Genomic DNA, 25638 nt, shown 5'->3' on the forward strand with positions numbered 1-25638 from the left:
CCCGCCCGCATCATGAAAAGCCGCAGTATCTTTCGCTAGTTCCCCGACTGGAGTGAATCATGGCGATGCGCTGGATCGTTTGCCTGTTGCTTCTTCTCTGCGCCGATGCCCGCGCGGGCAGGCCTGTGACCGGCGGGCCCGCATCCAGCGAACCCGTGGCCAGCGTGCGCGTGGCGTTCGATCGCGACGGCATCACCGCCACGCGGGTGCATGGACTGGCCGACAAGGCCACCGGCCGCAAGCTCAGCGCGGACGATCCCGTGCGCATCGCCTCGATCTCCAAGCTGGTCACCACGCTGGGCGTGATGCGGCTGGTGGAGGCCGGCAAGCTCGACCTGGATGCGGACGCCTCCGACCTGCTGGGCTGGCGCCTGCGCAATCCGGCTTTTCCGGAGGCGCCGATCACCCTGCGCCTCCTGCTGTCGCACCACTCCAGCCTGACCGACGCGGCCGGCTACTGGCAGACGCCGCTGGGCGGCCAGCTGCGCGACATCGTCGAGGACCCGCGCGCGTGGGACACCCGCCATGCGCCGGGCACGTACTTCCGCTACACCAACCTCAACTTTCCGCTGGTGGCGCAGATCATGGAGCGCGCCACCGGCGAGCGCTTCGACCAGCTGATGGAGCGCCTGGTGCTGCAGCCGCTGGGCATCCACGGCTGTTTCAACTGGGATCGCTGTGACGCGGCGACCGCGGCGCGCGCCGTGGTGCTGTACGACGCGGACGGCAAGCCGGTGAAAGACGACAACCACGGCCGCAAACCCGATTGCCCGGTGACGCCGGCCGCCGACGGCAGCTGCGACCTGTCGCAATGGCGGGCCGGCGACAACGGCGCGCTGTTCTCGCCGCAGGGCGGCCTGCGCATTTCCGCCAACGGCCTGGCCCGCATCGGCCGCCTGCTGCTGGGCAACGGCAGCATCGACGGCCGGCGCCTGCTCAAGCCCGCCTCCGTGCAGGCGATGATCACCCCGCAATGGCGCTACCGTGCCGGCAACGGCCTGACCTACGAAGAAGATACCGGCGATGCCGACGCCGGCTTCTTCTGTCGCTACGGCCTGGCCGTGCAGACCCTGGCCACGCCCGTGCAGGGCTGCCGTGACGACCCGTTCGGCGACGGCGTGGCGCGCATCGGCCACTCCGGTTCCGCCTACGGACTGCAGGCCGGGCTGTGGGTCGATCGCAAGAGCGGCACCGGCGTGGTGTGGTTCGCCACCGGCATGCCGGACGAGCGCACCGGCGGGAAGTCGGCGTTCAGCGCGGTGGAGGAGGCGCTCGCGCACTGAACCCTCCGTCGACGCCTTGACGCCATCGTCGTCGATCGACCACCTCGCGTTAACCCGGCGCCGCCTAGCGTGCTTTGCTCCATCCCGTGAAGGAGCAGCGTCATGTCCAAGGGCGACAAGTCGTCGTACACCGACAAGCAGAAACGCGAAGCCGCGCACATCAAGCAGAGCGAGAAGAAGGAGGGCAAGTCGGAAAAGACCGCCGAGCGCATCGCGTGGGCCACGGTCAACAAGCAGGACGGCGGCGGCAAGAAGTCCTGAGCCGCCGGGCATGCCTGGCCGCATCGCGGAGCTTGTCGATTCGGCCGCGGGTCGTTCGTCGTACAGTCGACGCTCCACGAGCGTAGAGTCTCCACACTTCGTGCCACCCGGGGAATGCCGCCATGACAAAGAAGCTCTTCATCAGCCTGCCGATCGCCGACCTCAAGGCCTCGGTCGACTTCTACCGTGCGCTGGGGTTCGAACAGAACCTGCAGTTCAGTGACGACAGCGGCGCCTGCATGGTGTGGAGCGAGGCGATCCAGGTGATGGTGATCACCCACGCCAAGTGGCGCACGTTCACCGATCGGCCGTTCCCGCCGGCGGGAAGCTGCAACTCGATGCTCTCGCTGGCGCTGGACAGCCGCGAGGCGGTGGACGCGATGAACGAAGCTGCAGCAGCCCACGGCGGCAAGGCCGACGTGAACCCGGCCGAGGACATGGGCTTCATGTACACGCGCGATCTCGCCGATCCCGACGGCCACATGTGGGCGGCGCTGTGGATGGACCCGGCGGCAATGCGTGCTGCCGAACAGGGCTGAGTCCCGCTCCATGGCGCCATGGTTGGACGCGACCCAACGCAGACCGATCGTCGCCATCATCGTGACGACGCTGATGGCACTCATCGTGGTGATCGCCGATCTGGCCAGCGGTGGCCGTCCTGATCCGCCGGCGCTGCGCGCAGCGGCGACCCTGCTCGATGGCGGCTGGCGATTCCATACCGGCGACGATCCGCGCTGGGCCGACCCCGATACGGACGATGCGGCGTGGGAAGTCATCGACATGACCGCCCCGCCCGGCAGCCACGACGGCGACGTGGGCCTGCCCGATTACGTCGACGGCTGGATGGCGCACGGCCATCCCGGCTATCGCGGCTACGCCTGGTATCGACGCGCGGTGACGGTGCCGGCAGGCAGCGCGGCGTGGGACATCCTCGGTCCCACCCTCGTCGAGGACGGCTACGAACTGTATTGGAACGGCCAGCGGCTGGGCGGCTCGGGAAAGCTCGGCGCCGACCCGCGCGTCGTCGGCACGCGGCCGCTGCGGTTTGCCCTTCCCGCCGATGCGGCGGGCACTCGCGGCGTGCTCGCGGTCCGCACCTACATGCTTCCCGCTTCCGCGATCAGCGCCACCGGCGGCGGCATGCACAGCGCGCCCATCCTTGCACCGCGGCCGATCGCCGCCGCACTCCACCGCGTGCAATGGCAGCGAACCATTGCCGGCTATATCGTCGACGTGATCGAACCGATCGCCATGCTGGCGCTCATCGGCCTGGCGCTGGCCTGCGGGTCGCGCAGCCGGCGCAGGGGCTTCCTGATCTTCGCCAGCATTGCGCTGGCGCTTGCCGCAGCCAGGCGCCTCAACAATGCAATCGTTTCATGGACCGACCTGCAGGACCTGACCACCTATGCGTGGCTGGCATCGGTGATGTGGGTGCCGACGATCGCCGCCTGGTTGCTGGCCTGGAACCGCTGGTGCCTGCGCCCGTGGCGAAGCATCGATATGCTGGCCATCGTGCTGACGATGGCCGGGACGGTCGGCGCCATGACGCAATCGGCGAGCTGGACCAGCGGCACTCGGCTCGGGGCGATCGCGCTGTTCGTCGTCATCGCGGCGCGCATGGTGCGCCACGGCCCGATGCGAATCCTGGCGCTGGTCACGCTGGCTTCGATCATGGCCGGGCTGTTCGGCGGCGAGCTGCTCGATCCGATCGGCGTGCCGGGCATCTGGTTTCCGTTCGGCATCGGTGTGTCACGCACGCAATACGTCTACGCGATCGCCATCCCGCTCCTGGCCATCCTGATCGTGCGCACTCTCGCCCCGGACAGGGATCCGGGACTGAGCGATTCGGTCGGGTGACCTGTTTCGACTGGTCGGTTCAGCCGCCAGCGTCGACGAAGGCCCAGACCCGGGAGATCACCACCGAGCCCTCGCCGACGGCCGAGGCCACGCGCTTCACCGATCCGCTGCGCACGTCGCCCACGGCAAAGATGCCGGGCCGCGAAGTCTCGAACAGCGAGCTGGCGCCGACCGCCGCGCCGGTGAGCACGAAGCCATGCTGGTCGAGCCTGACCAGGTCTGCCAGCCAGCCGGTATTGGGAGCGGCGCCGACCATCACGAACAGCGCCCGGCTCGGCACCGTCTCTTCGTCGCCGCTGGCAGCATGGCGGATCGTCACTGCCTCGAGCTGCTCGTCGCCATGCAGCGCGCCGACTTCGGCGCCGTACTCGATGGTGATCGTGGGCTCGGCCTCGAGCCGGCTCGACAGGTAGCTCGACATCGACGCGGCCAGTGACTGGCCGCGCACCAGCAGGCGCACCCGGCTCGCCGTGCGGCTGAGGAACATCGCGGCCTGGCCGGCCGAATTGCCACCGCCGATGATGATCGCCTCGGTGCCCTTGCTGTAGCGGGCCTCGATATCGGTCGCGGCGTAATAGACGCCGGCGCCTTCGAGTTCGGTCAGCCGCGGAATCGGCAGGCGGCGATACTGCACGCCGGTCGCCACCACCACCGCCTTGCCCCGGACCCGCTTGCCGTTGTCGAAGGTGGCGCAGAAGCCGCCCTCGGGCAGCGCTTCGAGCCGGGCCACGCGGCGGGGCATGGCGAAACGCGTGCCGAACTTCATCGCCTGGATCTGGCCGCGCCAGACCAGGTCGGCACCGGAGATGCCGGTGGGAAAACCCATGTAGTTCTCGATCCGGCTGGACGTGCCGGCCTGGCCGCCGATGGCGACGTCCTCGGTCACCAGTGCGCACAGGCCCTCGGCACCGGCATAGACACCGGCGGCCACGCCCGCCGGCCCGCCGCCCACGATCAGCACGTCGAAATCCTCGTCGTCGACCAGGTCGAGGTTGAGGCCGAGCAGGCGCGCGATCTTGTCCGGCGTGGGATCGTCGATGACCGTGTCGCGGCCGAAGATCACCGCGGGTCGGCCAGGCGCCAGCGAACAGGTGGCGGCCAGCGCATCCGCCTCGGCGCTGCCCAGTGCATGCGAGGTGTAGGGAATGCGGTTGCGGTCGGCGAATTCGGCGATGCAGCGGACCTCGCGGTCGCGCTCCTCGCCGATCAGCACCAGCGTGCTGTCCCGCTGCTCGATCTGCCGGCGGCGACGCGCGGCAAAGACCGTGATGATGATATCCGACATCTCGGGAATCCGCGACATCAGGGTCAGCATCGTGGCGCGCGGCACCTCGATCACCGAGGTATCGCGCACGGCGCGCATCGCCATCGAGGCGTTGCCGCCGTTGAGGAACGATATCTCGCCCATGAACTGGGTCGGCCCCAGCGTCGAGGGCAGGTGGCGCTCGTCGGTATAGGCGTTGACCACCTCGATCTCGCCGTCGAGCACATAGACGAAGCGATCGGCCAGCTGACCGGGCCGCGCCAGGTACGTGCCGGCCGTGTAGCTCACCTGCCTGCCCGCCTCGCGCAATGCGGCCACGTGCGCGGGCGCCAGCGGCGTGCGCTGCATCTCGCTCAGGTTGGCGCCGATCGATTCCATGGTTCTGTCCTTGCGGTGGTCGGGTCGGCCACCCTGCGCGGGTGGCTCCGGGAAGTCACGTCCGGCGGATCATGCCATCCGGGCGAACTCCGGCGATGGCTCGCGTCAGTCGTTGAGCAGATCCATCCAGTTCCGCGGCACCTGTCCTGCGGGACCGGGCACCGGCTGATCCAGCGGGTGCATGTGCGGTGCGCGCAACGTCGGGCCGTTGAAGGTGGCACCGCTGCGGTAGTCGTAGAACCAGTCCTCGCCGGGCTCGAAGCTGGTGATGATCGGGTGGCCCGTCTCGCGGAAATGCGCGGTCGCATGCTGATTAGGCGACGTGTCGCAACAGCCGACATGTCCGCACGTGGCGCATCGACGAAGATGAAACCACCACTGGCCAGCCTGCAGACATTCCACGCAACCGGTGCCCGAAGGCGCCACCGCGGGATCGATATCGTCACTGCCGTGCGGATCATGCGTCATGGTGGATTCCTCGGCTCGGGTCGCCCCCCGAAAACGTCGCAGAGTCGACGCGGTCGTGTCCGGAAGAACGGTTCGGTGAATGCGGTCGTGCTACGCCTGCTTCTGCGTGGACGGCGACTGCGCAAAATGCGGCAGCGCTTCATCCAGGCAAACCCAAGATGGCGCGCTGGACGTCCAGATGTCCAGTGCCGGCTGGAAGCCACTGGTGTCGTCCAGGCTGCTGAAGCGGATGGACATGAAATCCGGCCTCGCCTCACCCATGGTGAACAAGGGGCTGCCGCAGTGGGCACAAAAGCTCCGCGTGACCAGGAGACCACTGGATACGCTCACCGAATATTCCTGCGGCGAGCCCGTGATGTCGACGGACGCCCTCGGCACCACCACGCCCGAGGCAAACGGTGCGCCGCTCGATTGCTGACAATCGCGGCAATGGCAGTTCAGCATGGCCAGCGGCTCGCTGGAACACGCGTAGCGGATGCTGCCGCAGGCGCAGCCGCCCGAGAACGGAACCTTCATGGGAGCCTCTTGAACACATGGGTTGTGGATGGCGAATGATGTCACGGGCAATCGCCATCAGGCCACGAGTGAAACGTTTGATGTCGCCGTCGCGATGATGCCTATGATGGGAGACGCATCAGAACATCCTGGGCGGCAGGCTCGTGGCTAGCCCCAACGCTCTTCCACGTTGGCGAGAACCTCGCAATCGCAGAACCCGCCATATTCGCCAAGCCAGGGAATGATCGAGGTGGGAGCGAGCTCCCGGGTGTGCAGGAAGGCCAGGGTGAAACGCAAGGAATGATCGCAGCCATCCACCAGTGCCGCATCCAGGTGATCGAAGAGCTGGGCCAGCTGCGCCTTCGAAATGGGCATGCGCGCTTCCGCACTTGCCTGCTCACGCCCCGCCACGTCGCGGAGGAGTGCCTTGCGTCGCTCGACTTCAGATTTTGACGGCATTGCTATCGCTTTCCCGGGCTGGAATTGAGCGGCGGTGTATCCGTCCGCCTTGAGCAAGAATCAGGACGTTGCGGGCAAACCGCACATTGCATCGATCGCGTCCTCATCGAGGCGCTCATGCATCCAGGAACCTTCGCCGTGAAGCGCTGCTTCCGTACCCGGCACCTTGAATGCAAGAAATGGCGTGAATGGCTCGGCCCCTTCGGACGTATTCGTGCAACCGTCGATCAGCGCGGCAACGTTGAACGCCGTTATGTGTGTCGCGCGACTCAAGAGGCGCGGATCAACCAATCCGGCCTCCACAAGGCTGCCGTGTATGGTCTCGACAAGAAGGTCGGCCAGACGATCCTGGTATCTCGAGAATCTCTCGTGGTCGTAAATCACATCCATGTCGCACCTCGATTCTGGAGCCGGCGTCAGGCGGCGCAAAAACGGCAGGTTCATTGACCGCATGCGGCCTGATGAACCTGCCCACTATCTGGAAAAGCGACCCTGATCTCGCGGCCTACAAATTCACCCGCTTGCCGACAACCCATCCGGGCGTATGCCAGTCGATATCGTACGAGGCGCCCTTTTCGTCGTGGTGCGAGCCCACTCCGATCACGCTGCCGACCTCGCCAGGCTCGAGCGTGAAGAACAGGGTGACGTGGCCGGCGCCCTTGCCCGTGGTGATATGCCGAATGCTTTTGCCGTTGTGCCGAACGACCGAGCCATTACCGCGCCCGTCGTGGCCGAGCACGTTGCCTGCCGCCGTCAGAAGACTTGCCTTCCAGGCGGGCGATCCGCCACCGACCTTGGAAGTGATGAACGCGGCAATGTCTTCCGCCGTCATCGAACCGTGCTTTCCGCCTATCTTCTCGCCCCAGATCACTGCCATTTCCATCTCCTTGTTGGCTCACGCGATTCTCTTCGACATCCGCTTGGCAAAGGCTTGGCATTGAAATGCAGAGAACGCCGAGGCGTGACACATTCCAATTCACCTTTATACACTCCCGCCCTGCGCGGTGACATCGGGGCGGAGTTAAATGCGTCGATTCAATTATCTTCGTCACCTCTATCCCCACACGACAGCGACCATCATGCTCCGCGACCTCATCGGAATGGATGTGGCTTGACGACTGAAATCATGCCTCGCCATGACGCGGCGTCGGCCTGGATGGAATCCGGGGCAAGGCAATAGCTGCAATTGCCGCAAGCAGCATGCTGCAGCCCCACACGTACGCGCCGACAAGTACCACTTGTGACTGAGACAGGAGCCAGGAGTACGCATGCAGTCCAGGAACAAGCACTGAAGTAGCGGCCACCACAAGGAGTGCCGCCCAAAACCGGCGGGCGCGAATATTCTTGTGTCGCCAGAGGCTGCAGGAAACATAAAGGAAAATGGGGTTGGCATACCAGGCGAAATCGCCGGTCAGCGGGCCAGCCCAACCTTTCAGCAGGATCTCAAACCCGAACAGGAATCGATCTGTTGGGTAGTCATCCCAGACGGACGCCGGCAAGACCAGCGAGATGACGAATAGTGCATTGGCGATGGATGCCACGTGGATTCTTTTGTTGACAACCAACATGACAACCGACACCCGAGCCAAATGGAACTGCATAGCGCAGACAGCGGCGTAGCAACCCGCCTCAGCCGCCGTTGACACGGCGAAACTACCGCCTGGGCCATGAGCAATGGTAGAGGCGGCACCGGCGACCGTACACACGACGACACTGCGACCATCTGCCTGTCGACAAGCCGACAACCTGCCCAGTCACAGCGGCGGTGGTGACCACACCGGTTCAATCGCGGCGACGCCGCTTCCTGTTCGCGCGCACTTCGCCCTGGCATGTGGCCCGTGATCACGCATTTGATTGCCCCGCCCCCTCGGATTTGCTTGTGGCGACTTCGTCGCCCTAACCGATGAACGCCCTCAGCAACTCGTCGACTGGGCGACGCAGGATGCTCTCGTTGATGAAGAACGGCATGTAGCCGTCTTCGAGGTGGACACGAATATCCGCCGCCGCGAGGCGTTGCTCCAAGCCCACCAGCCGCTCCGGCGCGATATACACCTGACAGATGTTGCTGGCGTGGGGTATCCGCTGCAGCCTGAAACCACCGGCGGCCTGCAACGCCGTCAGCAGTTGCTCGCCGCGCTCGCGTGCCTTGATGAAACGTTCGGCGAAGCCGGGCAGCGTATCGAGGACGGGCAGTGCTGCCTGCCAGCCGGACATGATCTGGCCGCCGAACAGGTGGCGCAGTGCACGCGCCCGGGCCACCATTTCACCGCTGCCGGCGAGGATCGCGCCGTACGGCGCACCCAGGTATTTGTAGAGCGACACGTATACCGTGTCGAACAGCGCGCTGGTGCGCTTGAGGTCAAAGCCAGGTGTGCCGTAGAGCAGCATCGCGCGCGCCCCATCCCAGTGCATGCCGATGCGATGTTGCCTGGCCAGAGCAGCAATCCCCTCAAGCTGGTCGAACGGAACGCTGGCCCCGTGATGCCGTCGCACCGGACTCTCGATCGAGATCGCGCCAACCTTCAATGGTGCGTGGCTGCTCTCCGCTTCATCGATCGCCGCCTTGAGCTCATCCATATCCGGTATCGCCTTGCCCGCTGACAACGGCACCAGATTGATCCCGCTCAGCGTCTGACTGGCATCGCTCTCGTCCAGGTAGACATGGCTGTCATGCTGGGCGAGCGCGTGGCGGTTGTCGCCGCACAGCAGGCGCAGCGCCAGCTGGTTGGCGAGCGTGCCGGTGGGCATGAACGCCGCGTCCGGCTTGCCCAGCAGGGCCGCCATGGATTTCTCCAGCTCGCCGACGGCGCCGCCTTCCAGATATCTGTCTTCCGCCAGCGGGTAGCGTTCGACCAGATGGGCCAATCGCCGCGCCTCCTCCAGCGGACTCAGCGGCGCCGCATCACGCAGCAGCGCCACCGTCCGCGCGCTGACCGGTTCAGGCGTCTTCTTCGCAACACTTGCGGCAACCAGCGCGGGTGCCGCCTGCATCAAGCCCAAGCCACCGACAGCCGCGGGTAGCCCGGCAAGAAATGTGCGTCGGCTCAGCGTCATGTGCGTATCCCCTGGTTTCGATGATTCGACGGGTTTCGGACGAAGCAGCTCCTCGCAATCCACGACCTCACGGGGCAGCTACGTCGAGCACCTGCATGGACACCACCTTGCCGCCGTCGACCCGTCGCTGCCCGACTTCGTGGAAGCCTTGCCTGGCATGAAAACGTGCGGACGCCGGGTTGGGCGGATCGATATCGAATTCGCAGGCTATCAGCGGCACCGCGTCCGCCGAAGCCAGCGCACGGACATCGGCATAGAGCCGACTGCCGATACCCCCGGCCTGCCCGCCACCGGCGACCACGATGCGGTCCACGTACAGGAAGCGCACATGGCGCTGTGCGAACCAGCGGTAGTTGGCGCCGTCGTAATCCGCGCCCTCGCGGAAGGCGAGCAGGAAAGCCTCGATCCGCCCATCCCGCTCGACCACCCGATGCACGGCCGCCTGCGCATGCAACTGCGCCAGGCGCCCTGCGTCCAGCGGACTGAGCACGGCGACGAAGGCCTCGTTGAGGGCGAGGATCGCGGGGAAGTCGGCAGGGTGGGCGTTTCGAAGCATCGGGCGACCTTACATGGATTCACGCGGGAAGCGACGCGCCTGCATCGGGCAAACGCGTTCCTCCATCCGGTTTGGCGGGTTCGTCCACTCAGGACGGCGTCAGCTGCCGGTTCAAGTGTGACGGCAAGGCGCCGGCATTGTGGCGCCAGTGCGTCGCGCCCAGCTCCACGATGTCGTAGTAGTCAGTGCGCCAGGCCGCGTATTGCATGGAGCCCAGGAACGCCTGCGGCAGGCTGGATGCGTAGGCGCCCGGGTTGTAGGGCAGGCCCGCCTTGCTCGCCACCGCCATGGACTCGTGGTAGCTGTGCATGCCGCCGCCGACGAGATAGCCCACGATGGCGAGCACGTACTGCTTGAGCGGTTCCCCGCGAAACACGCCGGCGAAGGCGAAGGCCGATTGCAGCAGCGAGCCGGTGGTGCCCGAGATGCCGGCGCCGAACAGCAGATTGCGCGCGTCGACGTCATCGTAATGGGCGTCCGCTTCCGGCTGGCGCGTGCGCGCGGTGTCGCGCTGGAACATGTCGACGCCGCGACCCCGCGCGATCGCCGTGGTGCCCACCGCCCCGGCCTGCTCCGGCCTCACGATTCCCCCGACGCTGGTGGCGCCCGCGCGCTGCGCGGCCGGCTTGCGGCCACGCTTGGCGGCATCGTCGAACCAGTCCTGACGCAGGATCGGACCCCAATGGTTGTACGCCGCCAGCTGCTCGCCACCCAGGGCGGGGAGCACCTTGCGGCCGACGGCGTCATGGATCGACATCTTCTGGTCCAGCCGTCCCCGCGCCAGCGCATTGAAGATGCCCTTGCGCACGCCATCGGGCCCGAGCGCCGTCTTGGCCACCGTATCGATGCGGCCGAAGCCGCTGCCGCCGCCGGTGTAGAAATACTGGCCGATGGCGAACAGCTCCCTCGTCAGCGCGGCCCGATTGGTCACCAGCTGGTGGTCCAGGTATTTCTGGATGGCCAGATTGACCTGCCCGACCCCTTCGGCCGTGAACTGCGGATGATCCAGCGCCATCAAGCCGAGCGCCGACTCGGCGAGGCGACGGCGATCCTGACTGACCAGGCTGTCGTAAGGCCGCAGACCCGCCGACCCGCCGCGCCAACTGGTGTGCTCGCCGGTCTTGGCGTACACCACCCGCCGGTCGGCCGTGAGCGCCCAGGGCACGTAACTCTCCACCGACGTGCGCGGCAGCACCCCCTGCGGAAAATTCTGCGGCGTGAAACTGCGCGGGTCGCCAAAGCTGCGGATGAGGAACTCGGACATCGACTTGCTCCAGGACAGGAATCACCGGTGGAGACGAGCGGCGCGATGCCCGCGATGGCGCAATCTGCCGTGACCAAAGCTTTCAGAGACAGAGAACATTACTCGCCCGGCGGTATCGCAGTCACGCCGCGGGAGCGTGTCGATCCCCGGGGCGCCGAGACGGCATGCCGCCGGCAACCCGCATCTCTTGTGCAACTCTCTGCGACTCGACCGACGGCCAGGGGAGTTCCAGGGTCGCGCCAAGCCAGGCGGTACAGAAGCGCACACATACCAGCCACTCACCTGACCTTCGCCATCCCGCACCTGCATTCGCCGAGGATCGGGCCCCCACCTCGAGACTTGACCTCCTTCCCCTGAGGTTCCGCTGATCGTGACAAGGGCCATGAACAATGCTGCCCGCCACTCATGTGAGCGACCAAGATCAACGAACCCGTTCAAATGCGTCCGTTCCGAATGGCACTGGATTCAGCGGAATATCAAGATCAACAAGTGGACAAGCACGACTGAAGCAGCGGACACGACTGGAGCCAAGGCTCCCCACAGAGCAGTGGCCAAATAGACCACCGCACCATCGCTTCCCTTGGGGATGAGCGCGCATCCAGTGGCCACCGCGAAATACAGGTAGAGCCAACTCAGGACGATCGCAGCCCCGAGTGCCGGCCAGAACGCGGCGAAAGCCAAGGCAACGAAGGGAGCGACCAGAGCCACGATGACGGGCGTGAGAAGCTTGTGCAGGCTTAAGAATTCCCCCATCGCCACAGGCAATCTGCCGGCCTTGAACAGCCATACTGCGGCGCCAGAGCCAAGCACTTCCAGCGCGAAAAAGACCAACAGAAAGCGCAGCATGGGAGTCATCCGACAAGGCAGGCGAGAGAAAGAACCAGGCGCCGGAGATGTTGTTCACCACCTCCAGAACCCTCACAGAACCCCATCGTCGCCACCGGAGTCACGCCCGACCATCAGTGAAAACCTTTGTCACCAGTCAGGCAATGTCACTGATCTCTTTGGCTGCATCGCGTTACTGACCTCGCCTCGACTGACGGACCAGGAAATTCAGATAAGCCAGGTACAGCGCCGTCGCTGCCAGCGGAAGGCCATACCACCCATACGAAGACGCGCTGTCGCCGCACCAGCGCAGGTACAACACGATCATCGCACTCGGCAAGCAACTGCCCGGCAGCACAAACAAGGATAGGTCCTGGATCTTCATCTGAACCCAGCGAAACTGGCCGCCGGTGGCCAGGCCACCGGTTAACAACCTTCAAGGACGACCGCAGGATTCAATTCGGTCAGGCGATTGAGGAAGGTATGGAAGTCATCGAACTGGGCGATGAAGCGCAGCGTTCCGCCTCGGTACTCCAGCTGCAAATAGCCAAGCTGGCCGCGTCCGGGGCTGATGGAGACGACATCCTGCACGCGCATGCGCGTTTCGCCGAGCGGGCTGCGGAAGCTGAGCCACCCACCGGGTTCGATGGCGATGCGGCGAGGCATGGAAAGGGTGCTGTATGTCACCCACAGCACCACGCAGATCCACACGACCAGAAAACCGAAATTGAAATCGGTAACCTGGACTCTTCGGAGGGCTGAAGCAATCAGCACCACCAAGCCGAACGCCAGCATCAACAACGGGATGACGACGGGCAGCAGCGCTGAAGCGCTGGCGCTGTTCAAACGCCATTCCCGCGCTGTTTCGTTCAGTGTCATGGACCGCCCCCTTGTCCTTCTTGCGCCGTTGGCATCGCATGCTGCTTCGTTGATTCAAATGTGGAAACCGCTTTCCTCATCCGAATCAACGGAAACGAAGTTAATTACGTTAGCTTAATTAACTCCACCCATTTATTCGTGACCCCGTTATTGCCGCGTATTAAACTTTACTCGAACCCTTGTTTATGAAAATAGAAAAAGCCAAGTTCATTTACCCACGAGGGTTAATGAACTTGGCCCTTCTTCTGCATTATTTTATACTTCTATTTAATTCTGGCCAGTAGTCGCAGCGCCCTTCCTGACAAAAACGGCGTCGTCGATTTTTTCGAACGCCACTTGGTATGCTTTTGGATCCAAAATGGGGGTGTCCTCGTTTCGACTCTGCCCATACGCGCTTGAATTGCTGCGAGTATTTACAAAATTCAAGCGCACACGCACATAACCAGGTCTCATTTCCTCGACAAAAGCCGTTGCTTTAGTCTGGCCGCTTGATGCCACGCCGCCCATCGCCTGCCAAAAGCCTGTCTTATTGGTTGTTGGGCTTGCTGCAGTTATAAAGCCCGTGTCCTTGTCAGCACTCTGAACGATGTACCCTAAGTCTTGAAAGACGCTCAAAACCGATCCAAATGCGATCGTCTTGGTCGTTTCAAATTCCTTTGTCTGAAAGGACTGAATCTGCAACGACGTTGGCGCCGGATTTGGCGAAGTTGCGCAACCAGCTAGAGCGGCCACCACAAGGCAACCCGCAACGATAAACTTTTTCATCCCCTGTTCCCCCTGCGTTTAAAATTCGCTCGAGCGACTTCTGAAATCTGAAACCAGATTATCCTTCCCGAACTTGATGATCAATGTCATGGTTCGCTGAGTCTGCTCAAATCCCGAAGCAGAATTTCCGCCCCCAGCAAGGATCACGGTCCAGTAATTGCTACTGGAGCTAGATTGGGTCACCGTTGCTTGACGCTGATAAGACCAAACCTCTTGGCCAGACCCATCTATGGTCGTGATGTTTGGCGCACCAAAATGCTCCAACACATCAGCTTTTGACGTCTGACCAACCTTCACGTTCAGCTGTACGTTGCCGTGCGTCAGCTCACCGTTACGAGTAGTTACAGGTTTTGTGTTGGTTTGAACACAGCCCGAACCGAGCACCACGAATAGTGCGAATCCAACCCCATTAATCCAATTCATATCGCCCCCTGTAGTCGCTGCAATTTCTTGCAGGCGATCACTGTAGATCATGGTGATATATATGCCAAGAAGCAAAAAAGGGCGGCACAGGCCGCCCTTTTCATTCTCTCCACCACATTACCCGCACTTCGAATACCCACAATTCAAGCAAGTCTGGCAGTTGTCCATCAGCACCAAGGCCTTGGTGTTGCACTTGTCGCACATCATCGAGCCCGGCGGAAACGTCAGCGCGTCGGTGGCGGCCGTACCGGTGGTGGCGCTGGCGTCGGTCTTTGCGCTGGCGGCCTCGTAGGCTTTCCGCTTGTCGGCGATCAGCTGGCGGGTGGCCGCGTCCATCTCCGGATCGTGGATCAGCCCGATGTTCTTCATGTGCTGCTCCACCACCGAACCGATCTCGGCGACGATGCTGGACATGTAGACGCCGCCGGCCTTGAAGTAGCCGCCGCGCGGGTCGAACACGGCTTTCAGTTCCTCGACCACGAAGGTGACGTCGCCGCCCTTGCGGAACACGGCGGACATCAGCCGGGTGAGCGCCACGATCCACTGGAAGTGGTCCATGTTCTTCGAGTTGATGAAGATCTCGAACGGGCGGCGCTGTTCGTGTTTGGTGCCGGCGTTGAGCACGATGTCGTTGATGGTGACGTACAGGGCATGTTCGAACAGCGGCGACTTGATCTTGAAGGTGGAGCCGACCAGGGTTTCCGGCCGCTCGACACTTTCGTGCATCTGGATCACTTCGGCCTGCTTGGGCTCGCCGACTTTGTCACTGACTCGCGCGTCTTTCGCGGCGGCCGGGGCGGCAACCTTGTCTTCGGGCTTGACCACGTTGTAGCCGGTGATCTTCTTGTCGATCTTGATTGCCATGATGTTCGCTTCGTTGCTTCTTGAGTGGTGGGTGCCGGGCTGCTCACGGCGTGTAACGGGAGATCATCCGGCCCGGCGCTGGGGCCGGGCCGGATGGGGTGTTGCTTACTTGCGTTTTGCAGCGGCCTTCTTGCCGGCAGCCTTTTTCACCGGGCGTGCCGACTTGACGCTCGCCTTCTTGCTGGCAGTGGACCTCTTTGCCGTCTTGGCGACGGCTTTCTTGCTGGCGGACTTCTTGACTGCCGCCTTTTTCGGTGCGGCCTTCTTGCTGGCCGACTTCTTGCTGCTGACCTTCCTTGCGACCTTGGCGGCTTTCTTCTTCACCACCTTGGCGACTTTCCTTGCGGCCTTTTTCGGCGCCGCCTTCTTCGCGGCAGCCTTCTTCACGGCCTTCCTGGGAGCCGCCTTTTTCGCGGCGGCCTTTTTCACGGCTTTCTTCGTTGCAGCCTTTTTCGCTGCCGCATTCTTCGGCGCCGCCTTCTTCACGGCTTTCTTCGCGGTCTTCTTCACCGCTTTCTTGGCAGCTGCCTTCTTGGCGGCCTTTTTCGGAGCCGCCTTCTTTGCGGCCGCCTTCTTGGGAGCGGCCTTCTTCGCCGCAGCCTTCTTCGGAGCCGCCTTCTTTGCAGCCGCCTTCTTCGGCGCGGCCTTCTTCCTGGCGGCGGTCTTCTTCACCGCCACCGGTGCGGCGACCGGAGCGGCCGCGGGCACGTCCGGCAGGACCGGGAGGGCGACGGCCGGTGCTTCGACGGCAACGGGTGTGCTGCTTGCTTCAACTTCGTTATCGATGGACATGCTGGTGTTCCCCTCCGAATTGATGTCAGTACGTGACGCGGCCTTTCGGGAATCGACGCCTCCTGGGGGAACACCGCACACCTCGGTGCGAGGTGCGTGTGCTGCCTAGAACTTGCCGTAATACCCTTCCTTCAAGGCATCGAAGAGGTTGGCGGCCGAATGCATCTCGCCGTCGTATTCCACCTGCTCATTGCCTTTCAGTTCGACAACACTACCGTCGTCCAGCTCGAAGCGGTAGAGGGTGTTTTCAAGATCGGAATCCTTGACCAGCACGCCCTGGAATGCCGCCGGGTTGAAGCGGAACGTGGTGCATCCCTTCAGGCCCTGCTTGTAGGCGTAGAAGTAGATGTCCTTGAAGTCTTCGTAGGGGTAGTCGGTGGGCACGTTCGCGGTCTTGGAGATCGACGAGTCGATCCACTTCTGCGAGGCGGCCTGGATGTCGACGTGCTGCTTCGGGCTGATGTCGTCGGCCGCCACGAAGTAGTCCGGCAGCTTGTTGCCGGCCTCTTCGGTATACGGCTTGGCGTCGGCATTGATCAGCGCGCGGTAGGCCAGCAGCTCGAAGCTGAGCACCTCGACCTTTTCCTTGGACTTCTTGCCTTCGCGGATCACGTTGCGCGAGTAGCTGTGCGCGAAGCTGGGCTCGATGCCGTTGCTGGCGTTGTTGGCCAGGCTCAGGCTGATCGTGCCGGTGGGCGCGATCGAGGTGTGGTGGGTGAAGCGCGCGCCGGTTTCGGCCAGCTGCTCGACCAGGTTCGGCGCCACGGTGGCGATGCGCTGCATGTAGCGGCTGTATTTCGCGTGGAGCACGCGGCCGGGGATGGCGTCGCCGACCTTGTAGCCGTCGGCGACCATTTCCGGACGCTTGCGCAGCATGTCGCCGGTGACGGTGAAGTCACGCAGCAGCACCGGGGCGGCGCCCTTTTCCCTGGCCAGTTCCAGCGCCACTTCCCAGCCGGCCACCGCCATCTCGCGCGAGACTTCCTCGGTGAAGGCGACTGCCTCGGCGCTGCCGTAGCTGTGCTTGAGCATGGTCACGGTGCTGCCCAGGCCCAGGAAGCCCATGCCGTGGCGGCGCTTGCCCATGATCTCGTTGCGCTGCTGTTCCAGCGGCAGGCCGTTGATCTCGACCACGTTGTCGAGCATGCGGGTGAACACCTTCACCACTTCGCGGTATTCGTTCCAGTCGAAGCTGGCCTTGGGACCGAACGGGTCGCGCACGAACTTGGTCAGGTTGACCGAGCCGAGCAGGCAGGAGCCGTAGGGCGGCAGCGGCTGTTCGCCGCAGGGGTTGGTGGCGCGGATGTGCTCGCACCACCAGTTGTTGTTCATCTCGTTGACCTTGTCGATCAGGATGAAGCCCGGCTCGGCATAGTCGTAGGTGGACACCATGATCATGTCCCACAGGTGCCGCGCCCGGATGTGGCCGTAGATCTTGCAGGCGACCAGGCCGTCCTCGCGGTCCACGTAGTTCTCGTGGGTGGGCCACTCGCGCCACACCACCTGGGCCGGGTCATTGACGTCGACCTCGCCCTTTTCCTTGACGTGCACCGGGAACACCAGCGGCCAGTCCTGGTCGTGCTCGACCGCCTGCATGAAGCCGTCGGTGATCAGCAGGCTCAGGTTGAACTGGCGCAGGCGGCCGTCCTCGCGCTTGGCGCGGATGAATTCCTTGGCGTCGGGATGGCTGATGTCGAACGTGCCCATCTGCGCGCCACGGCGACCGCCGGCGGACGACACGGTGAAGCACATCTTGTCGTAGATATCCATGAACGACAGCGGGCCGCTGGTGTACGCGCCGGCGCCGGAGACGTAGGCGTTGCGCGGACGCAGGGTGCTGAACTCGTAGCCGATGCCGCAGCCGGCCTTCAGGGTGAGGCCCGCTTCGTGGACTTTCTCCAGGATGTCGTCCATCGAATCGTGGATGGTGCCCGACACGGTGCAGTTGATCGTGCTGGTGGCCGGTTTGTGCGCCAGCGCGCCCGCGTTGGAGGTGATGCGGCCGGCCGGGATCGCGCCGCGGCGCAGCGCCCACAGGAACTTTTCGTACCAGTGGGCGCGCAGCTCGTCGGTGGCTTCCACGTCGGACAGGGCGCGCGCCACGCGCTGGTAGGTCTCGTCGATGGTGGCGTCGACCGGCTCGCCGGATTTCGCCTTCAGCCGGTACTTCTTGTCCCAGATGTCCCAGGACGCGGGTTGCAGGGGGATTTCCACGACGGCATCACGACCGGTGGCGGAACTGGCGGCTGGGGCACTCACTGTGCTCATCGGCTTCTGGGACCTCTCGCTGCGGCCTTCCGGCCGGCGTTGTTTTTATGTGTGGCGGCACGGCCGCGCGTGACTGTTTCGATGGCGGCGCAAGCCCGTGAGGATTGCCCTCCGGCCCGCGCTGCCAGCGCTTTTCCGACAACAACGACTCCCCCTCAAGAGTGCGATGTTCGACACCAGCGCTAGTTAAAGCACCAAGTTCTCAACACAAGATGTTGTGGTTGCTACCGGGTAGGCAAGTTAACCCCGACGTCGACCGATGTAAAGTCCCACGACAGCCATCGGCGTTGCGGAACCGTGGCGCGGTGTTCCGGTCGAAGCAGCGCCGTCATCGATGCCCAAGGAGGACCCATGTCGCACTCATCCGCACACCCGGCGCGCTGGCTTGGCGCTGCGCTGGCCGCGCTGTTCGTGGCGCTGGCCCCGCTGCCCGGCCACGCCGCCAGCCTGCCCGCCGCGGTCGACGGCCAGCCGATGCCCTCGCTGGCGCCGATGCTGACCCGGGTGACCCCGGCCGTGGTGAACATCTCCACCACCACGCGGGTGCCGGTGCGTGACGCATATTTCGACGACCCGATGATGCGGCGCTTCTTCGGCCTGCCCAGCACGCCGCGCGAGCGGGTCGAGCAGAGCCTGGGCTCGGGCGTGATCGTGGACGCGGCCAAAGGCTACGTGCTGACCAACAACCACGTGGTCGGCGGCGCCGACGACATCAGCGTGACGCTGCAGGACGGGCGCACGTTCAAGGGCAAGCTGATCGGCACCGACGCCGCCACTGACGTGGCGGTGGTGCAGATCCCGGCCCAGAAGCTGCAGGCGCTGCCGCTGGCCGATTCCTCGCGCCTGCAGGTGGGCGACTACGTGGTGGCGGTGGGCGACCCGTTCGGGCTGGGCCAGACGGTCACCGCCGGCATCGTCTCGGCGCTGGGCCGCTCCGGGCTGGGCAGCAATGCGTCGGGCCGGAATTTTTCGGGCATGGGCGGCTACCAGAACTTCATCCAGACCGATGCCTCGATCAACCCGGGCAATTCCGGCGGCGCCCTGGTCAACCTGCGCGGCGAGCTGGTCGGCATCAACACGATGATCTTCTCGCCCTCGGGCGGCAACGTCGGCATCGGTTTCGCGATCCCCAGCAACCTCACCAGCGAGGTGATGGCGCAGCTGCTGGCGCACGGCAAGGTGCAGCGCGGCAGCCTGGGCGTGCAGACCCAGCTGATCACGCCGCGCATCGCCAGCGCGCTGCAGCTGAAGGACCGTGATGGCGTGCTGGTCACCGGCGTGCGCGATGGCTCGGCTGCCGAGCGCGCCGGCCTGCAGGCGGGCGACGTGCTGACCACGCTGAACGGCAAGCCGCTGCACACCGTGCAGGAACTGAACAATGCCGAGGGCCTGCTGCCGCTGGGCAGCACGCTGCGGCTGGGCGTGTTGCGCGGGGGCAAGCTCAGCGAGGTCAGCGCCACGCTCACCGCAGAGAAGCTGGCCACCGCCGAGGGCGGCGATCTCGATCCGCGGCTGGCCGGCGTGCGCTTCAGCGAGCTGAGCCAGGAGCAGCGCAACCAGGGCTGGTACGGCGTGGCGGTCAGCGCGGTGCAGCCGGGCAGTCGCGCCGCGCGCGCGGGCCTGAGCACCGACGACGTGGTGATCGGCGTGGGCAGCCAGCGCATCACCAGCCTGCACGTGTTGCGCGGGCTGGCCGGGGTGAAGCCGCGCCAGCTGGTGCTGGTGGTGGCCGGCGACGACGGCACCCGCTACGTGGTGATCAACTGAACGGGGCCGGCCCGTTCAGCCAAAAGCGTGGCGGGGATCGCTCCCTGCGCGTGTTCCGGCGCACAGGCCGGACCGCCGAGGGAGCGCAAATGCATGAAAGTGCTTGATGTTCCGCACCCGGGCCGATGAAATACCCGCATCGCTTCAGCCTGCGTGCGCCCGCGAGGCGCCATACTCGCGTCAAAAACATCCAACCATCATCACGCCGGGGTTCTCCGCCACCATGTCCGTTCGTCTTGTCCGCCTGCTGTCCGTCGCCCTGATCGGGGCCTGCCTCACCACTCCCGCCGTCGCCAAGAGCCATCCCAAGGCAAAGGCGAGTGCACCGGCCAAGAGCAGCCTGGTCTGGCGTGGTGACGTGGCGACGGCCAACGGCGTGGTCGGCGAAGTGGCCAAGGCGTGGGAGAAGAGCGGCCATGGCCGCATCGAACTGCAGCCGTTCAACACCGCCTCGGGCATCGACGCGGTGGCCAGCGGCACCGCCGACCTGGCCGGCAGCGCACGCCCGTCCGACAACAGCGCGCAGAACGCCCGCCTCACCTTCACCCCGGTGGCGTGGGACGGCCTGGTGATCGTCACCCAATCGTCGAACCCGATCAGCGGACTCACGCTGAAGCAGGTGCACGACATCTACTACGGCAAGATCCACAACTGGAGCGAAGTCGGCGGCCGCAACGCGCCGATCGACGTGTACGCGGTGGCCAGCCCCGGCGACGGCGTGGAATACAGCCTGCGCACCCTGCTGTTCGGTCGCGGCAACCAGCCGGTGGCCGCGCCGCGGCTGTACGTCAACACGCGCAAGCTGGAAGAAGGCATCGCGCTGAACCCGAACGGCTTTGGCGTGGCCACGCTGTCCGGCATCAGCGGCAACGCGAAGCTGAAGGCGATTCCGGTCAACGGCAAGCGGGCCACCGTGGCCAACATCGCCGACGGCAGCTATCCGCTGTTCATCCCGCTGTACCTGGTGACCAACCCGAGCAGCCCGAAGGCGAGCCAGGCGCAGGCCTTCGTCGACTTCGTGCAGAGCGAGCCGGGCAAGGCCGCGCTGCGCAAGCACGCGGTGCTGCCGTACCAGGACGGCGGCGCACTCGTCGCGCTGGACAGCTCGCGCCGCAGCAGGATCCTGGCCGAGGTCGGCGCCCGCGTTCCCCATGGCACGCCGGTGTCGGCGCCGGGCGCCACTTACGCGGCACGCGCCGCCATCGCGCCGACCTCGGCCGATACGCTGGCCGCGCGCATGGCGGTGGAAAAGCGCGAGGACGACAAGAAGCAGAACGCGCGCCTGAGCAAGATCCAGGGCAGCGTCAGCGACGTCAGCGTGACCAGCACGGCACACGCCAGCGGCAGCGCCACCACGGTCAGCCGCAACGACAGCGCGAATTTCGGCAAGGTCAGCGCCAGCACCAGCCAGACCACGACGACGTACAAGGTGGTCAAGGGCGACACGCTGTCGACGATCGCCAAGCGCCACTCGGTCGACGTGGCCCAGCTGCGCGAGTGGAACCACCTGAAGGGCGACCAGATCAAGCTGGGCCAGGTGCTGCGCATCAGCAAGCTCTGAGCGCCGGCGTGGCGCCGATACTCGCGCTGACGCTGGACCTGGACGACACCTTGTGGCCGGTGCTGCCGGCCCTGGAACGCGCCGACCAGGCGGTGGACGCCTGGCTGCGGCAGCACCATCCCGAGGTGGCGCAGGCGTGGCCGATCGCCGCGATGCGCGAGCTGCGCGCCCGGGTCGCCGCCGAACGGCTCGACCTGGCGCACGACTTCACCACCCAGCGCCAGCTCACCCTGCAGCATGCGTTCGCCAGCTGCGGGGTGGCCGACGCGCCGATCGACGCGCTGTGGGAAATCTATTTCGCCGCCCGCAACAGCGTCGAGCTGTATCCGGACAGCCTGCCCGCGCTGCAGCGGATCACCGCGCGCTGGCCGCTGGCCAGCCTGACCAACGGTAACGCCGACCTGCAGCGCATCGGCATCCACGCGCATTTCGCCCATCACATCTGCGCCCGCGACAGCGGCATGGCCAAACCGGATGCGCGGATCTTCCTGGCCGCCGCCGAACGGCTGGGCGTGCCGGTGCAGCAGATCCTGCACGTGGGCGACGATCCGTCGATGGACGTGGCCGGCGCCCGCGACGCCGGGCTGCGCACCGCTTGGCTCAATCGCGAAGGCGTCCGCTGGCCCGACGACATGGGCGAGCCGCCCGAACTGGACCTGCGCGACATGACCGCGCTGGCCGACTGGCTCGAAGCGCAGCACCCCATCCCGTAGATCTCCCGCCCGTAAATCTCCCGCCCGTAGATCTCCCGGCAGCGGCGTGTAGGCAAGCGGCGGCGATTGCGCGCATCATTGGCGTTTTGGCCCCGTCGCCGAAAGCCATTCGTCGAGTCCGGCAGCATTGCCGGCGCAAGTCCGAAGGAACCCGCATGTCCGCCCTGATCGAACGCCAGTCCGGCAACCGTCACAGCATCGCCATCGAAACCACCGACGCCGCGCACTACGCCGCGAGCAAGCGGCGGCTCACCGCCGCGCAGAAGCGCTGGCTGGGCGACAGCGGTTTCGCGGCGGCGCCGGGCACGTTCGCGCTGTTGTCCGATGCGGCCGGCAAGCTGGTGCGCGTGCTGGTCGGGGTGGAGCCGCGGCAGCCGCTGGCGGCGCTGGCCGCGCTGCCGTTCGGCCTGCCCGAGGCCACCTACCACCTCGCCGACGAAGGCGTGCTGGACGATCGCAGCCAGGCGGCGCTGGGCTGGGCCCTGGGCGCGTACCAGTTCGATCGCTATCGCCAGCCGAAGCGGGCGCCGGCGCAACTCGCGGTGAGCACCGCCGAGCGGCAGGCGCTGGCGCCGCTGGTCGAGGCCACCGCGCTGGTCCGCGACCTGGTCAACACGCCGACCGAGGACATGGGTCCGGAGCAGTTGAGCGACGCCATCCGCCGGCTCGGCAAGACGCACAAGGCCAAGGTGCGCGACTGGGTCGGCGACGAGCTGCTCAAGGCAAACTTCCCGACCATCCACGCGGTGGGCCGCGCCAGCCATCGCGAACCGCGGCTGGTCGAACTGGGCTGGGGTCGCAAGGAGCACCCGCGACTGGTCGTGGTCGGCAAGGGCGTGTGCTTCGACACCGGCGGGCTCGACCTGAAATCGTCCGACGGCATGCGCTGGATGAAGAAGGACATGGGCGGCGCCGCCCATGCGATCGCGCTGGCCGGGCTGGTGATGCAGGCCAACCTGCCGGTGCGGCTGACCCTGCTGGTGCCCGCGGTGGAGAACGCGGTGGCCGGCAACGCGATGCGCCCGGGCGAGGTGATCACCACCCGCGCCGGCCACACGGTGGAAGTCGACAACACCGACGCCGAGGGCCGCCTGGTGCTGTGCGATGCGCTGGCCTACGGCGCCGAGCAGCAGCCCGACCTGCTGCTCGACTTCGCCACGCTGACCGGTGCCGCCCGCGTGGCGCTGGGCCCGGACCTGCCCGCGCTGTTCGCCAACGACGATGCCGCGGCCGCCGCGCTGCTGGCCGCCGGTCGCGCGGTCGACGATCCGCTGTGGCAGATGCCGTTGTGGCGGCCGTACCGCAAGATGCTCGACTCGTACCTGGCCGACTTCGCCAATGCCGGCCCGTCGCGTCATGCCGGCGCGATCACCGCGGCGCTGTACCTGGAGCGTTTCGTGCCGGACGGCACGCCGTGGCTGCACCTGGACACCTACGCCTGGAACGACGCGGACCGACCCGGCCGTCCCCGCGGCGGCGAGGCGATGGGCGTGCGCGCGATGTTCGCCTACCTGCAGCAGCGCTACGCCGGCTGAGCGAACCGGCGCGGAGGCATCACGTCCGGCCATGACTTCTGGCGTTGTCGCCCGCCGCTGAAAGATTGCATGCTGCGGGAGATACCCTCCCCGGAAGCCATCCCATGTCCGCTCGCCTGCATCTGCTTGCTCTCGGCGTCGCACTCGGCCTTGCCAGTTTCGGCAGCGCCGCGGCCGACACCGCCACCCAGCCGGCGCTGACCGCGCTGACCATGAATTCCGGCGGCGTGATGCCGGCCGAACAGGCGCGCGTGCATTTCGATCATGCCGACCTGCACTTCACCGTCGACGCCGCAAAACAGCGCATCGACGCCAGCGCCACGCTGAGCTTCACCGCGAAGTCGGCCACCGACGTGCTGCTGCTGGACCTCGATCGCAACCTGCCGATCAGCGGCATCGAGCTCGACGGCAAGCCGCTGGCCGCCAGCCGCTGGAGCAACCCCGACGGCCGCCTGCGCGTGCAGCTGCCGGCCGCGCTCGCGGCCGGCGGCAAGGTCAGCGTCACCGTGCGCTACGGCGGCAAGCCGCACGTGGCCAAACACGCGCCGTGGGACGGTGGCTTCGTGTGGAGCCACACCGCCGACGGCCAGCCGTGGGTGGCCAGCGCGGTCGAAGGCGAAGGCTGCGACCTGTTCTGGCCGTGCATCGACCAGCCACAGGGCGAACCCGACCTGGTCGACACCTGGATCACCGTGCCGAAGACGCTGGCCGCGCCCGGCAACGGCGTGCTGATCGGCATCACCGACCACGGCGACCAGCACACCTATCACTGGCGCGCCAAGCACCCGGACACCTACGCGATCTCGATCAACGTGGGCCCGTTCAAGCTGCTCAAGGGCGATTACGCCAGCCGCTACGGCAACACCATCCCGCTGGAGCTGTGGTACTTGCCCGAGCATGCGGAAGGCGCGCAGCGGCTGTTCGGCGAGTTCCCGCGCATGCTGGATTTCTTCGAGCAGCAGATCGGCCCCTACCCGTTCGGCGACGAGAAGATGGGCGTGGTGGAAACCCCGCACCTGGGCATGGAGCACCAGACCATCAACGCCTACGGCAACGGCTATCCGCGCAGCGAGTACGGCTTCGACTGGCTGCTGCAGCACGAGTTCTCGCACGAATGGTTCGGCAACCAGGTGACCAATGCCGACTGGGACGACATGTGGCTGCACGAGGGTTTCGGCACCTACATGCAGCCGCTGTACGGACAGTACCTGCACGGCGACATGGCGTATTTCGCGATGCTGCACACCGAGCGCATGTCGTTGCGCAACAAGTACCCGGTCGTTTCCGGCCACAGCCAGGACGAACACGAGGTGTACGACGCCGAGCACGGCCCGGGCAACGACATCTACTACAAGGGTTCGCTGATGCTGCACACGTTGCGGCAGCTGATCGGCGACAAGGACTTCTTCGCGAGCATCCGCAGCCTGGTCTACGGCCGCCCCGACCCGAAGCCGGGCAACTTCCGGCCGCGCTATTCGAGCACCCGGGACTACGTGGCGATCGTCGACAGGATCACCGGGCGCAAGCTCGACTGGTTCTTCGACGTCTACCTGCGTGACGCCGCGTTGCCGCGCCTGGACGAGCAGCGCGTGGGCGACACCTTGAAGCTGCGCTGGGTCACCGAGCACGGCAAGCCGTTCCCGATGCCGATCGAGGTGCAGGTGGGCGACACCGTGCACGCCGTGCCGATGAGCGACGGCAGCGGCCAGCTGCAGGTGCCGGCGGGCAGCCTGCTGGTGATCGACCCGCGTTCGAAGGTGCTGCGCGAGGCGCCTTACGTCGGGGAGTACCAGCAATGGATGAAGCAGCAGCGGGCGAAGCAGCAGGCGGCGAAGAAATAGCGGCTGCGCGGGGCGCTGGCGCTCGGCCCGCGTTCCCGTGATCATCGGCGAGCCGCCACAGCGAGC

General features: G+C 65.5%; 25 protein-coding genes and 1 pseudogene. 9 read left to right on the plus strand and 17 right to left on the minus strand.

Annotated features, from left to right (window positions below):
- Positions 1 to 59 precede the first annotated feature (59 nt).
- From AC3A56_RS05380 to AC3A56_RS05395, 4 genes and pseudogenes are all read left to right on the plus strand, one after another.
- Complete coding sequence (locus AC3A56_RS05380; RefSeq protein ID WP_487769588.1) at positions 60 to 1283, plus strand: serine hydrolase domain-containing protein; 1224 nt, start codon at positions 60 to 62, stop codon at positions 1281 to 1283.
- 102 nt (positions 1284 to 1385) lie between these two features.
- Positions 1386 to 1541: pseudogene (locus tag AC3A56_RS05385) on the plus strand (HupB); the annotation flags it as partial.
- Positions 1542 to 1666: 125 nt separating this feature from the next.
- Positions 1667 to 2083 (plus strand): VOC family protein, encoded by a 417-nt coding sequence (locus AC3A56_RS05390; protein WP_056766541.1) that lies wholly within the window; start codon positions 1667 to 1669, stop codon positions 2081 to 2083.
- A 10-nt stretch (positions 2084 to 2093) separates the two neighbouring features.
- Positions 2094 to 3401, plus strand: a complete 1308-nt coding sequence (locus AC3A56_RS05395; RefSeq protein WP_487769589.1) for a glycoside hydrolase family 2 — start codon at positions 2094 to 2096, stop codon at positions 3399 to 3401.
- 19 nt (positions 3402 to 3420) lie between these two features.
- On the opposite strand, the gene AC3A56_RS05400 is transcribed toward AC3A56_RS05395, so the two are convergent.
- The 17 genes from AC3A56_RS05400 to AC3A56_RS05480 all read right to left on the minus strand — a co-directional run bounded on the left by AC3A56_RS05400 (position 3421) and on the right by AC3A56_RS05480 (position 18155).
- Positions 3421 to 5043 (minus strand): FAD-dependent oxidoreductase, encoded by a 1623-nt coding sequence (locus AC3A56_RS05400; protein ID WP_487769590.1) that lies wholly within the window; start codon positions 5041 to 5043, stop codon positions 3421 to 3423.
- A 105-nt stretch (positions 5044 to 5148) separates the two neighbouring features.
- A complete protein-coding gene (locus AC3A56_RS05405; RefSeq protein WP_487769591.1) occupies positions 5149 to 5511 on the minus strand; it encodes a UBP-type zinc finger domain-containing protein in 363 nt (120 codons plus the stop codon).
- A gap of 90 nt (positions 5512 to 5601) precedes the next feature.
- A complete protein-coding gene (locus tag AC3A56_RS05410) occupies positions 5602 to 6027 on the minus strand; it encodes a GFA family protein (RefSeq protein ID WP_487769636.1) in 426 nt (141 codons plus the stop codon).
- A 147-nt stretch (positions 6028 to 6174) separates the two neighbouring features.
- Positions 6175 to 6381 carry a DUF2695 domain-containing protein gene (locus AC3A56_RS05415; RefSeq protein WP_487769592.1) on the minus strand — a complete coding sequence of 69 codons (207 nt, stop codon included), beginning with the start codon at positions 6379 to 6381 and terminating at the stop codon, positions 6175 to 6177.
- A 144-nt stretch (positions 6382 to 6525) separates the two neighbouring features.
- Entirely contained in the window at positions 6526 to 6909 is a 384-nt protein-coding gene (locus AC3A56_RS05420; protein ID WP_487769593.1) for a hypothetical protein, read from the minus strand.
- A 61-nt stretch (positions 6910 to 6970) separates the two neighbouring features.
- The gene (locus AC3A56_RS05425) at positions 6971 to 7342 is read right to left on the minus strand and encodes a hypothetical protein (RefSeq protein WP_157598982.1); all 372 of its coding nucleotides are present in this window, start codon (positions 7340 to 7342) and stop codon (positions 6971 to 6973) included.
- Between the two features lie 247 nt (positions 7343 to 7589).
- The gene (locus AC3A56_RS05430; RefSeq protein WP_487769594.1) at positions 7590 to 8033 is read right to left on the minus strand and encodes a hypothetical protein; all 444 of its coding nucleotides are present in this window, start codon (positions 8031 to 8033) and stop codon (positions 7590 to 7592) included.
- Positions 8034 to 8361: 328 nt separating this feature from the next.
- Positions 8362 to 9519 carry a threonine aldolase family protein gene (locus AC3A56_RS05435; RefSeq protein ID WP_487769595.1) on the minus strand — a complete coding sequence of 386 codons (1158 nt, stop codon included), beginning with the start codon at positions 9517 to 9519 and terminating at the stop codon, positions 8362 to 8364.
- A 67-nt stretch (positions 9520 to 9586) separates the two neighbouring features.
- Positions 9587 to 10075 (minus strand): GNAT family N-acetyltransferase, encoded by a 489-nt coding sequence (locus tag AC3A56_RS05440; RefSeq protein WP_487769596.1) that lies wholly within the window; start codon positions 10073 to 10075, stop codon positions 9587 to 9589.
- A gap of 88 nt (positions 10076 to 10163) precedes the next feature.
- Positions 10164 to 11339, minus strand: coding sequence for a hypothetical protein (locus AC3A56_RS05445; protein ID WP_487769597.1), 1176 nt, complete (start codon positions 11337 to 11339; stop codon positions 10164 to 10166).
- A 465-nt stretch (positions 11340 to 11804) separates the two neighbouring features.
- A complete protein-coding gene (locus AC3A56_RS05450; protein ID WP_056718169.1) occupies positions 11805 to 12185 on the minus strand; it encodes a hypothetical protein in 381 nt (126 codons plus the stop codon).
- A 405-nt stretch (positions 12186 to 12590) separates the two neighbouring features.
- Positions 12591 to 13043 (minus strand): hypothetical protein, encoded by a 453-nt coding sequence (locus AC3A56_RS05455; protein ID WP_056718171.1) that lies wholly within the window; start codon positions 13041 to 13043, stop codon positions 12591 to 12593.
- 267 nt (positions 13044 to 13310) lie between these two features.
- The gene (locus AC3A56_RS05460) at positions 13311 to 13808 is read right to left on the minus strand and encodes a hypothetical protein (RefSeq protein WP_082585332.1); all 498 of its coding nucleotides are present in this window, start codon (positions 13806 to 13808) and stop codon (positions 13311 to 13313) included.
- An 18-nt stretch (positions 13809 to 13826) separates the two neighbouring features.
- Positions 13827 to 14282 carry a hypothetical protein gene (locus AC3A56_RS05465; RefSeq protein ID WP_157599263.1) on the minus strand — a complete coding sequence of 152 codons (456 nt, stop codon included), beginning with the start codon at positions 14280 to 14282 and terminating at the stop codon, positions 13827 to 13829.
- Between the two features lie 66 nt (positions 14283 to 14348).
- A complete protein-coding gene (locus AC3A56_RS05470) occupies positions 14349 to 15095 on the minus strand; it encodes a vitamin B12-dependent ribonucleotide reductase (protein ID WP_487769598.1) in 747 nt (248 codons plus the stop codon).
- Between the two features lie 105 nt (positions 15096 to 15200).
- Positions 15201 to 15887, minus strand: coding sequence for a hypothetical protein (locus AC3A56_RS05475; protein ID WP_487769599.1), 687 nt, complete (start codon positions 15885 to 15887; stop codon positions 15201 to 15203).
- Positions 15888 to 15992: 105 nt separating this feature from the next.
- Positions 15993 to 18155 (minus strand): adenosylcobalamin-dependent ribonucleoside-diphosphate reductase, encoded by a 2163-nt coding sequence (locus tag AC3A56_RS05480; RefSeq protein WP_056715498.1) that lies wholly within the window; start codon positions 18153 to 18155, stop codon positions 15993 to 15995.
- Between the two features lie 351 nt (positions 18156 to 18506).
- Between AC3A56_RS05480 and AC3A56_RS05485 the strand changes: the two genes are divergently transcribed.
- From AC3A56_RS05485 to AC3A56_RS05505, 5 genes are all read left to right on the plus strand, one after another.
- On the plus strand, positions 18507 to 19922 hold the full coding sequence (locus AC3A56_RS05485; RefSeq protein WP_487769600.1) for a Do family serine endopeptidase: 1416 nt from the start codon (positions 18507 to 18509) through the stop codon (positions 19920 to 19922).
- A gap of 223 nt (positions 19923 to 20145) precedes the next feature.
- Positions 20146 to 21483, plus strand: a complete 1338-nt coding sequence (locus tag AC3A56_RS05490) for a LysM peptidoglycan-binding domain-containing protein (RefSeq protein WP_056715495.1) — start codon at positions 20146 to 20148, stop codon at positions 21481 to 21483.
- Positions 21484 to 21491: 8 nt separating this feature from the next.
- Positions 21492 to 22196, plus strand: a complete 705-nt coding sequence (locus AC3A56_RS05495; protein WP_487769601.1) for an HAD family hydrolase — start codon at positions 21492 to 21494, stop codon at positions 22194 to 22196.
- A 155-nt stretch (positions 22197 to 22351) separates the two neighbouring features.
- Entirely contained in the window at positions 22352 to 23731 is a 1380-nt protein-coding gene (locus AC3A56_RS05500) for a leucyl aminopeptidase family protein (protein WP_487769602.1), read from the plus strand.
- A gap of 104 nt (positions 23732 to 23835) precedes the next feature.
- Entirely contained in the window at positions 23836 to 25572 is a 1737-nt protein-coding gene (locus AC3A56_RS05505) for a M1 family metallopeptidase (RefSeq protein ID WP_487769603.1), read from the plus strand.
- The last annotated feature ends 66 nt before the right edge of the window (positions 25573 to 25638 follow it).

The organism is Rhodanobacter sp. Soil_C_14, from assembly GCF_057657335.1.